Source organism: Formosimonas limnophila (assembly GCF_014652675.1).
GTDB classification, from domain to species: domain Bacteria; phylum Pseudomonadota; class Gammaproteobacteria; order Burkholderiales; family Burkholderiaceae; genus Hydromonas; species Hydromonas limnophila.
Genome location: NZ_BMZG01000016.1, coordinates 1 through 12,552, shown reverse-complemented (window position 1 = coordinate 12,552; position 12,552 = coordinate 1). Strand labels below are relative to the sequence as shown.

11 protein-coding genes are annotated in these 12,552 nt (G+C 46.1%); 5 read left to right on the top strand and 6 right to left on the bottom strand.

Annotated features, from left to right (window positions below; genetic code table 11):
* A partial coding sequence (locus IE082_RS10725; protein ID WP_189493908.1) for a hypothetical protein occupies positions 1-671 on the top strand: 671 nt, incomplete at its 5' end.
* A gap of 1 nt (position 672) precedes the next feature.
* Positions 673-1,200 (top strand): hypothetical protein, encoded by a 528-nt coding sequence (locus IE082_RS10720; RefSeq protein WP_189493907.1) that lies wholly within the window; start codon positions 673-675, stop codon positions 1,198-1,200.
* A gap of 370 nt (positions 1,201-1,570) precedes the next feature.
* Here IE082_RS10720 and IE082_RS10715 read toward each other — a convergent pair whose 3' ends face one another.
* The 5 genes from IE082_RS10715 to ftsY form a co-directional block, all read right to left on the bottom strand.
* A complete protein-coding gene (locus tag IE082_RS10715; RefSeq protein ID WP_229809830.1) occupies positions 1,571-2,524 on the bottom strand; it encodes an integrase core domain-containing protein in 954 nt (317 codons plus the stop codon).
* A gap of 31 nt (positions 2,525-2,555) precedes the next feature.
* Complete coding sequence (locus tag IE082_RS10710; protein WP_189493905.1) at positions 2,556-3,857, bottom strand: site-specific integrase; 1,302 nt, start codon at positions 3,855-3,857, stop codon at positions 2,556-2,558.
* Between the two features lie 1,211 nt (positions 3,858-5,068).
* Positions 5,069-6,793, bottom strand: a complete 1,725-nt coding sequence (ushA, locus tag IE082_RS10705) for a bifunctional UDP-sugar hydrolase/5'-nucleotidase UshA (protein ID WP_189493904.1) — start codon at positions 6,791-6,793, stop codon at positions 5,069-5,071.
* A 107-nt stretch (positions 6,794-6,900) separates the two neighbouring features.
* Positions 6,901-8,370 carry a Ppx/GppA phosphatase family protein gene (locus IE082_RS10700; protein ID WP_189493903.1) on the bottom strand — a complete coding sequence of 490 codons (1,470 nt, stop codon included), beginning with the start codon at positions 8,368-8,370 and terminating at the stop codon, positions 6,901-6,903.
* Positions 8,371-8,434: 64 nt separating this feature from the next.
* Entirely contained in the window at positions 8,435-9,610 is a 1,176-nt protein-coding gene (gene ftsY / locus IE082_RS10695; RefSeq protein WP_189493902.1) for a signal recognition particle-docking protein FtsY, read from the bottom strand.
* Positions 9,611-9,770: 160 nt separating this feature from the next.
* Here ftsY and rsmD point away from each other — a divergent pair, with 160 nt between their 5' ends.
* On the top strand, positions 9,771-10,358 hold the full coding sequence (gene rsmD / locus IE082_RS10690; protein WP_189493901.1) for a 16S rRNA (guanine(966)-N(2))-methyltransferase RsmD: 588 nt from the start codon (positions 9,771-9,773) through the stop codon (positions 10,356-10,358).
* Positions 10,359-10,620: 262 nt separating this feature from the next.
* Here the strand turns inward: rsmD and IE082_RS10685 are convergent, their stop codons facing one another.
* The gene (locus IE082_RS10685) at positions 10,621-11,037 is read right to left on the bottom strand and encodes a DUF2721 domain-containing protein (RefSeq protein WP_189493900.1); all 417 of its coding nucleotides are present in this window, start codon (positions 11,035-11,037) and stop codon (positions 10,621-10,623) included.
* Positions 11,038-11,147: 110 nt separating this feature from the next.
* On the opposite strand from IE082_RS10685, the gene coaD reads away from it, so the two are divergent.
* Together coaD and IE082_RS10675 are read left to right on the top strand one after the other, a co-directional pair.
* The gene (gene coaD / locus IE082_RS10680; protein ID WP_189493899.1) at positions 11,148-11,639 is read left to right on the top strand and encodes a pantetheine-phosphate adenylyltransferase; all 492 of its coding nucleotides are present in this window, start codon (positions 11,148-11,150) and stop codon (positions 11,637-11,639) included.
* A gap of 35 nt (positions 11,640-11,674) precedes the next feature.
* Complete coding sequence (locus tag IE082_RS10675) at positions 11,675-11,932, top strand: YfhL family 4Fe-4S dicluster ferredoxin (RefSeq protein WP_189493898.1); 258 nt, start codon at positions 11,675-11,677, stop codon at positions 11,930-11,932.
* Positions 11,933-12,552: the final 620 nt, after the last annotated feature.

Here is a 12,552-nt window from a genome sequence, read left to right as displayed (position 1 = left end):
TCAATAAAGGGATTCGTAACACTTTAGCGGGCTTCTATAATGGTTTTAATGAAATGTTGCCAGACTTGGTGGACGGTCAACCGCAGCCCAACTTACCGATTGATAGGAGTTATGATAGTGTTGCTGGCCCATTAACAGAAATTGGGATTGACTTAGCAATTGCTTCAGTAGGCGGGCGCGGGCGTAATCCAGAAAACACAACGGTTTCGAAAAATGTTGATGGTACTGGCTATGGTCAACAGACTATTAGTGGGACGCTTAACGGTGAATCAGCTGTTATTGGTACAAGACCAACACCAAGACAATCAGAAATTGATGTCGGAAATACTTTACCAGAAGGAACTCGATCGCAAGTAAGCTATTTGAATGGTCAGGAAGTTCCTTATGGGACGCGTGGTAGCGTGAGGCCTGATTTTTGTGTTGGTAACTCTTGTAGCATTGAAGTCAAAAATTACAATGTTCAAACGAATCAAAACGGCCTAGTCAACAACGTAGTTCAGCAAGCCTTTGACCGAGCAAATAATTTGCCAACCACTATGACACAAACTGTCACTATTGACGTAAGAGGTCAGACGTTAACACCAGCGATAAAGCAAAGCATCATTGATGGCATTTATAAAAAGTCAAATGGAATTATCCTGCCAAATCAAATTACATTTTTTGGAGAATAAAATGGACAATCGCAAGAAGGTAAAAGATATTGGTTTTTTAGGTATGAACTCAATTTATTCCTTAGGTCCGCCTGTAGATGTAAGGCTTTTTTTTGATTGCATCAGATTTTTTGTAGTGCCAAAATACTCCAAAGAAGACTGGGGTTTGGTTACTGATCGTCTATATAAAAGGTATGTTCGGTTTGAGGATATTTCTGAAACGAAAAGACTTTTTGAAATTATCAGAGAGGAGTTTTTGAAAATAAGCTCTAACGAAATTAACTGGACAAAGGACTTTCTTAATGGCAATATTGTCACTAAACTAGATTTGAAAAGTACAACTTTGCTAAATCTTTTTGCACGATATTTTTGGGCTTTCGACAAACACATGGAGTTTGTAGATTTTAGTGTTAAAAGCAAATTAGATTATTACACACCCATAAAAATAGGTAGAGCAGAGATTACTTGGAGTATTTATGAGAATGGACGCCCTTTAGCGGAGTATGATGAGTTAGAAGGAGAGCCGTTTTGGAATCGAGCAGATTTATAAGTCAATTTTTGACGATACAAAAGCGCGGTAGGGTGTAATAAGCGAATTTTTATGATCACATGAAACCCGTACTTTTTTGATCTTTAAAAGAAGTGTCCCGTCCATAATGCGGACACAGAGGTAGCCTCATGTTTTTCCAAAAAATTTAAAAAATTTCATTTCAATTTATATTAGTCACTGTGAAAGTGGCTCATTTTTTATTGTTTTTATATGTGGACCACAGGCCATTGAATAGCACTGTGCAAATTTGCCATTTGATCGATGAGCGAATGCTTGCCCCGTGTGGACACGCTGGTATTCTATAAGTTGGTTGTAACTTTTACAAGTTTGTGTATTGCTCAGTACTAACTGCTTGTTCATAATACACTTGTTACTCGGGCGGGATGTAAAATCCAGTCAGTAATCCATCTAACGCAGAGATTAATGTTGGTTTGTTTTTGGATAGTAATTTGTTTTTTATCTTCACTCGCCCGCATTGTCGCAATACTTCAAATGGTGTTTGACCACCTAGGTTTTGGTGAGGGCGAACATAATTGTAAAACAGGCTGAATTCATTCAATGTCTGCTGAAACTGTGTATTGCCATAAATGGATAACTCGCGCAGTATCGGCTTGAGTGTACCAAAAAGTCGCTCTATCCTACCATTCTGCCACGGTGCATGTGTGTCAATGGTCTGGTGTGAAATACCGACCAACTTAAGGAATGTTTTGAACGTCCAACTGGCAAACACCAGCTCATTGTCTGAGCGTAATCGTTTGAGTTTGCCGTACTGACCAATCGCCAAACACAAGTAACCCAGCAATGTCCATGAACGTCGATTCACCAAAGCTTTTAGCTGCACTACGGCTCGTGAACCATGATCAATAATTCCTAAAGCGCATCGCTGCACATTGCCTGCATCTTGATAAAAGGTCAAATCCATTGCCCACACTGCGTTGACTGCTACCGAACGGGGCAACTTGGCACGTATTTCCCGTCGTTTGATTTTGATTTGGTACTGGTGCGTTTTAATGACTTGTGCCACGAATGATTTATCCACAGTCATATTGCGAGCCGAGCGGCCATGTAACCGATTAAATGTCATTGACAGAGTACGACAGCCCGCTTTGGGCGTCAGTGCTTTTAAGCGGATCAACTCCTCAGTCACCCAAGCGGGCTTTGGCATATTTCGATGAATGAACCAATGTTCAGGGTTGTCTGTTGCTGATACTGCTCGCCGCCTCACCCTTGAAAGCTCAGTGAAATACTTTTTATGTTGAGTCCAATAATAAAACCCAAACAATACGCAAATCAAAGCGTAATACGATAAAATCAAGTCGTTCATAAATTCAGGAAGTGTCAGTATTGCGCAGAACTCAAGCAATCAGTTTGATAACAGTTTTATCTTGCTGGGTAATCGCATCTTCTAAAATCCTGAGAGCATGTGTTTTTTCTTTAAGGTAGTCGTAGGCATTGTAGTGCTTATTCTGAATCCCAGACACTCCATGTGATTGCAAACGTCCGCGTATTTCTTGACTGATGCCTCTTGATGATAAGAATGTTTCCACCCCACTGCGTACTCGTTTAAGGGTGAAGCGTTCGATTTTTTGGCCCACGATCTGTTGTGCCCACTTGAGTAACGTTTTTTGCCAAATGACCGTCTGACCATGAGTGGTAGAAAACAAATAACCACCAATATTGTGTTGTTTGAGTATATCCAAGTCTTTTTTAACTCGACTTGACGTAGGCGTGCTATAGGGCTGCGGTTGGTCGCGTGTGCCCTTGAGGTCGTACAATGTAAAATAATTGTCGCTAATATGCTCTGCTCGTAAACGTATCAGTTGCAAGGGGCGTAAGCCACCAGTGAGCAAATGAATGCGTAAGGCTGCACCTTTGATGCCCTCAACATCTTTAATTAACTGCCAGTAGATGCGCATGTCAGCCAAGCTAAATGGGTCTTTGTCAGCATTACCAGTGCCTTTGGCGGGTTTGGTTCGTGCAACAGGATTGATTTCGATTTTAAACTGTTTAAACTCCAAGGGTATTGATGGGTCAAACGGCGCATTGTAGGCTTTGTTGTAAGCGGCCATGACAAATGAGCGTAGTTTATCGGCTGAGCGCGGTGCTTCTGTAGCTATTCCGCGAAAAATGTCTGCCCATGCGTATGCGTCAATATCGCTCACTGTGGTTTTGAGTAGTTTCGGATGTTGGGTTTCTAAATGTTTGCGGTAAGTACCTAGAGCATCATCACGAGTTTTCTTATTAGTAAGTGTGTCAGCGTAAAGTAAAAAAAGCTTCTCAAAGGTTTGATTCTGTTTCTCAAAGGCCGCTTGTTCACGCTGTTTACGCTCAGTAATTCGTTTCTGAGTAATTTCCACATGGCCGCCCCCTTGATTAGCTAAACTCGCTTTATGTTCGCTGGCGAGTGTTTCAGCTTTGCGAATGGCTGCATTCAAAGAGTAAGTGCCTCGCTCTGTGGGTTCAATACTACGGGGTGGTGCGCTGCTGTCATATTGTCCAACTAATGCCCAGCCATTTTTGCCATCAGCATTGTAGAGCCAGTAAAACAATATTGCGCCGTCAGCTTGTTTACGTGCCCATAATGAGCCTGCGGGTTGTATTTTGTCAATGCGGGTTCGTTTACCCGTTACCAAGCTATTGAAGTTGAATTTTGTCAATGTAATGCGCCCCAATTCCGTGTAATGTTCGTGTAATGGTTTTACCGTTTTTCTGGCTGGTGTAACGTCTGTGTAATGTTTTTTGTTGGATGAAGTGTTACTTCATTGGAGTTTATTGTACACTGAGACTCTTGTAAAATGGGCTTTTTGTGGGTTTTTGTTAAACAGGCATGTCTAATGCTATCTAATGACCCCCTCTCTTGTAATCAGGGGGTGGTGGGTTCAAGTCCTGCAACGGGCACCAAGTGTGCAAAATCCCAGTCTTCGGACTGGGATTTTTTTATGCCTGTTCGTGTCAAAAAATATCAAAATAACAATAAAATCAACGTGTTACGATTGTTTGGTCAAAATGTACCACTTCGTACTGTGTCATAAAATATCACTACAGCGCATACCGAAAACGGATATATTGAAAAAAATATCCGTTTTTATAGGCTAAAACACGTGCAAACTACCGAAAATACTGATATTCCAACCCCAAACCCTAGCGCCCACTTTGAAGAATAAAGCCTTGAGCGATATTGCGGTTAAACAAGCGAAGCCGAAAGAAAAAATTTGGTATTTAACCGAAGGTGATATCAAGTATAAAGGCTTAGGATTGGCGGTTAACATTCAAGCCGATTGAATGAGTTTTGTGTTTATCCAACCCAAAATATGGAACTCTCCACACCTACAAAACGGGATCGCAATGTGCCAAACTATTGGGAGTAAAACCAGATAGTTAAACGTAGATAGGAGAGTCCATATCATTGCTTACTGGCACAAACCATCTTTGCGTGGTCGACGACCCAACTGACTTTTGGAACAAAAAGCGTGACACCACTCACTTTGCCCCCTTTACTTTTGCCATCGTAGTGCCTCGCAGCCTCTGGAAACCACTGACTCAAAGGACTGTATTGATAAATCGCACGCTGAACCTCTCGCGAGCTTGTCTCTTGCCCCGTTAATGAACAGGGTAGGTCTTAAATACCAACTGCTCTTCCACCTTAGCCAACGCACTGTGTATGAAGCAACCACAGCAGACCAGTATCAAAAAATGTATTTTCTTTATCATTTTTTCTCAAACAAGCAAATGGCTTGCGCTCCCAATTAACCCAATCACCACAACCGCTCCAGCTCATACCCAATCGAAACCGCTATGAAATAAAAACCCTCCAAAAGGAGGGTTTTCGTCCAGCATTGCAGCTGACCAAGCCAAGTTACACCACGAATTACTTCGCTACAGCTGGCGCAGTTGCAGGCATAATGCGCACAATTTCACCACTGGGCTGATATTTGGCTGCATTGATGGGGCTATTTTTGGTTATGTAGCTCTTCAAGACTTCGGCATCGACAAACCCAGAGTTCACGTAGGTCGGATGAACGCCTTTGAGTTTCGGATAGCCGTCACCACCTGCAGCGACAAAGTCATTGATTGCCATGCGATAGGTTTTGGTCATATTAAGCGGTTGGCCGCCAATCATGACGTCCCGCACTGAGCCCGTCGCACCATCATACGTGGCTTTCACACCAGAGAACTGAGCGAAACCACCTGAGCCTGCGCTGATTTTCATCACAGCAGTGAGGTAGTCCATTACTTCTTTACCTGAGAGCTCTGCGTAACCAAGTGTGTTGCCAAACGGTTGTACCTTGAGCACATCTTTGTACGTGACTTTACCTTCGGCAATCGAATCGCGCACGCCACCTGAGTTCATGACAGCAAAATCAGCCTTGAATTTATCCTGCATGGACGCGGCGACCAAAATACCCAATGATGTGGGCTGGGTGCGCACATCCGCGCGGTCGCCATTGAGTTTACCATTGGTCGCACCGATTTCAACACCGAGGACTTTTTGACCTTTGTCTTGGTAAGGCTGCAATAGCTTGAGCATGTCGCTGTTCTCTGCGATTTCTTCGGTGTACACCACTTTGGTTTTTTTGCCATCCGCACCCGTCACTGATTTTTTCAGATTAATCGGGATGAGAGCGTATTTGTCCAAGGTCAACACACCATTTTTGTACGTGAAATCAGCGCGTCCCACGTACTTGCCCCATTCGTGGGCTTGAACAATGTAAGCGCCGTTTTGACGGTCAGGCTTGCACTCACCACCCGGAACATAAGCATCATCACGTGTGTTCTCAGCCTTCATGCACACAGGATTCTGTGAGTGACCACCGACAATGAGATCAATGCCTGAGACCGCACGCGCCATTTCGACATCGCCAGGTGCGTTGCTGCCATGTTTGCCGTCATTGTAATGTCCCATGTGTGTGGCGGCGATCACGACGTCCGCTTGACCCCGCAAAACAGGAACCCATTTTTTTGCAGTTTCTATGGGGCTGCGAAACTCGATGCCGGCCTTGCTGGCTGGATTGGTCACACGTCCGCTTTTCCAAGTTGCAGAATAAGCCAGGTTCTCTGGGCTAACCATTTTTTTAGTGTCATCTGTGGTTAGACCCAGCACCGCAATCTTCAAACCACCTTTATTAAAAATGCGGTACGACTCAAACATGGGTTTGCCACCACGGTAAATATTGGCTGACAGCAATGGAAAGTTTGCCCACTTTTGTTGCTTGGCCAACACACTCAGCGGATTATCAAATTCGTGGTTACCCAATGCCATTGCATCGTAGCCGATTTTGCTCATGCCTTTAAAATCAGGCTCTGCGTCTTGCAAATCAGACTCTGGTACACCAGTATTCACATCACCACCGCTCAATAGCAACAATTGACCACCTGCGGCTTTAACCTCCGCGCGGATTTTATCAATGGCGGTTTTTTGCGCGGCCAAGCCGTATTCACCATCACTATTTTTCCAGAATCGACCATGGTGGTCATTAGTGTGCAAAACAGTCAAATGAATGACCTTGTCTTTCACTGGTGCGGCATGGGCAACACCCATACTCATGCAAGACAAAGCACTGGCGACAATTAGGGCGGATGCGGTTTTTTTCATCGCGGGTCTCCAAAAAATCAAAAAATATTACGTAGATTCACTTATAGTTAAGAAAACCAATTATGCATGATTTGTGGATATCCCACAAGCACCACTTTTTGAAACATTTAGGATTGTGCTAGACCCGTTTTAAGCCAAGCCTGCCACTCCTCATCCAAAAGATAAGCACTCAGCGGAAAGTGCGCTTGCCAAGCCTGCCCCACGGTCCACGACACGCCATCTTTAGAAACCATGATGTCCAAATCAGGCGCGTCAATCTGTGTGCGCGCATGGCACACAATCACCGCCAAACGCAAGCACAATACGGCACGAACAAACGAGTCATTCCCCAAGTGATTTTGCCACTTTCGCAAACCACCGCGCTGTGCCGCGATGAGGTCAGCAATGTGCGCCTGCTCAGTGAATGAAAACCCAGCCAAATCCGCATGGCGCATCAGATAATCGCCGTGTTTGTGGTAGCTGCTGTGCGACACTGCCATACCAATTTCATGCGTCAATGCAGCCCAAGCCAACCAATCACGCGCAGCAACGTCGCCGTTGTCGACCTGCGCCCAAAATTGCAAAGCCATGGTTTGTACTCGCTCGGCCTGCACCACATCCACAAACCAGCGTCTGGCCAAACGCGCAATGCTGCTATAACGGACATCGGTGCTCATGTCATGTTCGGTCAAACGTTCGAGCAAGTCAATCATCACACCTTGACGCAACGCGCTGTAGCAGGGGCGCATCTTGTCAACTTTTAATGCAGCAAATAAGCCCATTAAAACAGCCAAGCCACCAGCGAGCACCTGCGCACGCTGGGGCTTTAAGTCTGCGAATCCCCATTTTTTGCTGTCCGCACCCACGATGCGTCCAAAGATTTTTTCCATGCCGGCTCGCGTGATCAATTCAGGCGCATCGCCCAGCTCGGTGCACAATTCAGCGATGGTCTCAATCGTCCCAGAAGAGCCATAAGCGAGTTGCCACTGATGCGCCCCAAACTGCTCAACCACTTCCTCAAACCGAGCCGCTGCGGCGGTCACCGCTCGCTCCATCGCCTTGGCCGTTACTCGCCCATCAGGGAAAAACTTCAGCGTGTGCGACACACAGCCAATCCGCAACGACTCCATGTGAGACGCCTGCGTATTCACACCAACAATCAGCTCTGTCGAACCACCACCAATGTCCACCACCAAACGCCGATGGTTGTCTTGCGGTAAATCATTCGCCACACCAAGGTAAATCAAGCGGGCTTCCTCTGGTCCTGAAATAATCTCAATAGGGTGACCGAGTGCTTCTTGTGCGGGCACGAGAAATGCTTCAGGATTTTTTGCACTGCGTAAACTCTGCGTCGCTACGGCACGTACCACGGTAGGGCGCAAGCCACTCAAACGCTCAGCAAAGCGCTTTAAACACGCGCACGAACGTGCAATGGATTCGGATGTGAGATGACCATTTTCATCCAGTCCAGCGCCAAGGCGCACAGGCTCTTTGTAGTAATCCAATCGTACCAACTGACCGTGGTCTAACCGCGCCATTTCGAGGCGAAAGCTGTTAGAGCCCAAATCCACCGTGGCTAAAATGTCACCATCACGCATATTGTCCTTTATTATTTGTCAGAGTGACATGCCCACAAAGCACTGCTTTTCAGGCACACCTTGTTTAATCGAGCAACGCATCAACAAACTCCACCGCATCAAACGTTTGTAAATCATGCACCCCTTCGCCAACACCGATGAAATACACGGGGATTTGACGATCAACCGCCAATGCTGCGAGCACGCCGCCTTTAGCAGAGCCATCGAGCTTGGTCACTATTAAACCTGTTAACCCAACCGCCTCATCGAACGCTTTGACCTGCATCAAGGCATTTTGTCCTATACTGCCATCAAGTACCAAAATCACTTCATGCGGCGCTCCCGCCATGGATTTATCCGCCACCCGTTTGATTTTTTTCAACTCATCCATCAGGTGAAGCTGTGTGGGCAAACGACCCGCGGTATCCGCAATCACCACATTGGTTTTTTTCGCCTGCGCTGACGCAATGGCGTCGAACACCACAGCGGCAGGATCGCCTGACTCTTGCGCAATCACAGTCACGCCGTTGCGCTCGCCCCACACAGCGAGCTGCTCACGCGCTGCAGCACGGAAGGTGTCACCTGCAGCAAGCACAATGCTTTTGCCGCTTTGTTGTAAATGGTGAGTGAGTTTGCCGATGCTGGTCGTTTTGCCAGCGCCGTTTACGCCCGCAATCATGAGTACGAGTGGCAGATGGGCATCGACATCAAGGACTTTTTCAAGGGGTTTTAGAATTTCAACCAAGACGTCTTTGACGACCTGTTTGACGTTTTTTGCATCGTCAATTCGTTCTTTTTTGACACGCGCACGAACTTTTTCCATAACTTGCGCTGTGGCATTGACACCCACATCGGCCAGCAGAAGGGCGTCTTCAAGCTGCTCAAATAAGGCTTCATCGACTTTGTGCTCGATAAACACATGCTTAATGCCTGTGCCTGTTTTGGCCAGACCTTGACGCAAACGCACCAACCAGCCGACAGACTCTGTTGGCGCAGTGGCTTCTTGTGTGGAAACTTGAACGGGGTTTTCAGCCTCTCCCTCAACCACAGAGTCGGGGGTTTCGGTCGCTTCTACAGTGTTGAGCAAACTTGGCTCTTCAAGTGGTGGCGTGGATAACTCAACCACATCAAGTTGCGCAGTGGGTAAGAATGCTATTTCAGCCAAATCGGTCACAGATTTTTCTGCGACTTCATTTGCCCCATCATTGACGGATTCAACCACGAGTTCTGGTGTTTTTTTACGGCGGAAAAAATTAAACATAATGGACTTTATGAAAGCAAAAATAGGACAGTCATGTGACGATGGCGTATTGATTCAGGCGAATGGCCAATCAGCCACATCGAAAACAACGCTATAATCACCCCGTCAAAATACTTTGCCATTGTACGGCAAGCCCCACCGTACCACAACCTAACCCATCATGAATCCCTCCACCAAAAACAGCCAACATCCAACAGGCCAAGTCCGCATCATCGGCGGTCAATGGCGCTCACGACGTCTACCCGTGCTCATGGCAGATGGCTTACGCCCCTCCTCTGACCGCGTACGCGAAACTGTCTTTAACTGGCTAAATCATCTGTGGGGCGGTGTTTGGGGGAATAAGGCAATACTGGATGCTTTTGCAGGCAGTGGCGCACTGGGTCTTGAAGCTGCTTCGCGCGGTGCACAGAGTGTGCACCTTGTCGAAAAAAGCCCAACCATCGCCTCACAGCTCAAGACCAACATTCAAACATTACAAGCCTCACAATGCCACGTGCATGCACAAGATGCTTTAGTGGCGTTACCTCAACTCACCGCCAAATCTTTTGATTTGATTTTTTGTGACCCGCCGTTTCATCAACGCTTATTGCCCAAAATCTTGCCCTTGGTAACTAATTTATTAAAAAATGACGGCTTGCTGTACATTGAGTCTGAGAAAAACGTCGCACTACCCGAGTCAAGCTGGCTGCTATTGCGCGAAGGAAAAACCGCTCAAGTGCGGTTTCATGTGTATCAAAAAGTGGGGTAAGAAACCATGAGGAAGTACCTCTTTGTTCGCAGGGTTTAACCTTAAGCTCACCCCTACATGAGCGCACAACACAGGGACATTACTCACAAAAAAATTTGCCGATGACAGGTAAGGTTTTTGATTGGCGACGCCATCAAACATTAGAAATTAAATTCACGCCCGCATTTGTCGAAGCACCATCATTATGATCACGCAAAGAGCCTTGCACGTGATTTCATAAAACAGGAGGAAAGTTCATTATTGACAACAGTTGCATGTTTATTTATTTTAGCATCAAGAAAACCTCGCGCAAAAATAGCATCAGTGACACCACCATCCCCACCATCGCCAAAATAAACAAGACCGCAATCACTCGCGATACTTCAATCGCCATCAACGCGCCCACAAAAGCCCCGACAACCACCAAGCAAATCATCAGGGCCGAAAACACCGATGACAAAATCGCCAAATAAATCACCCTCAAGCGATGCACATGCACCACACGCTCATCGCGCAAAGCCGCAACCGCCACGGCATCAACATGCTCAATCAGCAGTTTATCAATTGCACGGCGACGATCAATGCTGCGGCTCAAGCGTGCATTGAGCACGTTAATCAATGTCGCAATAGCGGTAAGCAAAAAAACTGGCGCAACCGCAAGCTGAATGGCATAGGCGATGTCGGCAATGTGGGTTTCCATGGCTTTTGTCCGTAACTGAATGAAAAAATGGCGGCGAAAAAATACGAGACGACTGATTTGAAACAGATATAATGCTTTTCCTATATTTTAGCCCTGTTTAAGGACAAACCATGACCAAAATCGCCATTTATCCTGGCACATTCGATCCGCTCACGCGCGGCCATGAGGATTTGATTCGCCGCAGTGCAAAAATGTTTGATAAAGTCGTGGTAGGCGTTGCTGACTCTAAAAACAAAAAACCTTTTTTCACCCTTGAAGAGCGCGTCAGTATCGCCAAGGATGTTTTAGGCCACAACAGCAATGTCGAAGTCATCGGATTTTCGGGGCTGCTCAAAGACTTCATCCGCGCAAACAACGGCGATGTCATTTTGCGCGGTTTACGCGCCGTCTCAGATTTTGAATATGAATTTCAAATGGCAGGGATGAACCGCTATCTCATGCCAGACATCGAAACCATTTTCATGACACCATCAGATCAGTACCAATTCATCTCTGGCACCATCGTTCGCGAAATCGCCGCGCTCGGCGGCGACATCAGCAAATTTGTCTTTCCGTCTGTCGAAGAAGCGGTTAAAGCCAAACATGCCGAGCTCGGTGTATAATCATTTGTTTTTAAAAGAAATTTAAGCAAAAGATTATGTCTCTCATCATCACCGACGACTGCATCAACTGCGACGTCTGCGAACCCGAATGCCCCAATCAAGCCATCAGTATGGGGCCTGAGATTTACGTCATCAATCCAGACTTATGCACTGAATGCGTCGGTCACCATGACGAGCCCCAGTGTCAAATCGTCTGCCCAGTCGACTGCATCCCGCTCGATAAAAACCACACTGAAACACGCGAACAACTACACGCCAAATACGAACACTTAAAAATGGCATTGTCAAGTTAACTCATCTTAACCTGAAGTTTGAGTTAGAGCGAGCGGATGAACCCAAAGAACCCTTATTCCCGCCATAGTTTTCCGAGTGAAATCATTAGCCACTGTGTGTGGTTGTATTATCGGTTTTCGTTGAGTTATCGAGATATAGAGCTGATAATGGCGGAACGTGGTTTGGAATTGACGTGTGAGACGATGCGATATTGGTGTTTGAAATTCAGATCTTTGTATGCCAAGCACATCAAGAAGCACCAGCACAGAGGTGACCAGTGGCATATGGATGAGGTCTACTGTCGTATTGGTGACGAGATGATGTACCTTTGGCGTGCAGTCGATTAAGACGGTCAAACATTAGATATTTTGGTTCAACGCACACGCAATGCCCACGGGGCATTGAAGTTTTTTTAAGAAACTGAGAAAGCAAGGTGCTCATCCAATAAGCATCGTGACGGACAAACTAAAAAGCTATGTCAGCCAAGTAAGCGGTCTTTTCTGGAGCGATGCCTATTCGAAGCAAAGGTGCCAATAATCGAGCCGAAAACTCCCATCAAGCCACTCGATTACGTGAAACCAAAGTGCGCTGTTTCAAACCACTAGGTCAAGCTCAGCACTTCTTAAGCAACTTTGGTTCG

Excerpts from the sequence above, each read along its gene's own strand:
- IE082_RS10720 (WP_189493907.1), top strand. The coding sequence starts at position 673 with ATGGACAATCGCAAGAAGGTAAAAGATATTGGTTTTTTAGGTATGAAC.
- IE082_RS10715 (WP_229809830.1), bottom strand. The coding sequence starts at position 2,524 with ATGAACGACTTGATTTTATCGTATTACGCTTTGATTTGCGTATTGTTT.
- ushA (WP_189493904.1), bottom strand. The coding sequence starts at position 6,793 with ATGAAAAAAACCGCATCCGCCCTAATTGTCGCCAGTGCTTTGTCTTGC.
- IE082_RS10700 (WP_189493903.1), bottom strand. The coding sequence starts at position 8,370 with ATGCGTGATGGTGACATTTTAGCCACGGTGGATTTGGGCTCTAACAGC.
- ftsY (WP_189493902.1), bottom strand. The coding sequence starts at position 9,610 with ATGTTTAATTTTTTCCGCCGTAAAAAAACACCAGAACTCGTGGTTGAA.
- rsmD (WP_189493901.1), top strand. The coding sequence starts at position 9,771 with ATGAATCCCTCCACCAAAAACAGCCAACATCCAACAGGCCAAGTCCGC.
- IE082_RS10685 (WP_189493900.1), bottom strand. The coding sequence starts at position 11,037 with ATGGAAACCCACATTGCCGACATCGCCTATGCCATTCAGCTTGCGGTT.
- coaD (WP_189493899.1), top strand. The coding sequence starts at position 11,148 with ATGACCAAAATCGCCATTTATCCTGGCACATTCGATCCGCTCACGCGC.
- IE082_RS10675 (WP_189493898.1), top strand. The coding sequence starts at position 11,675 with ATGTCTCTCATCATCACCGACGACTGCATCAACTGCGACGTCTGCGAA.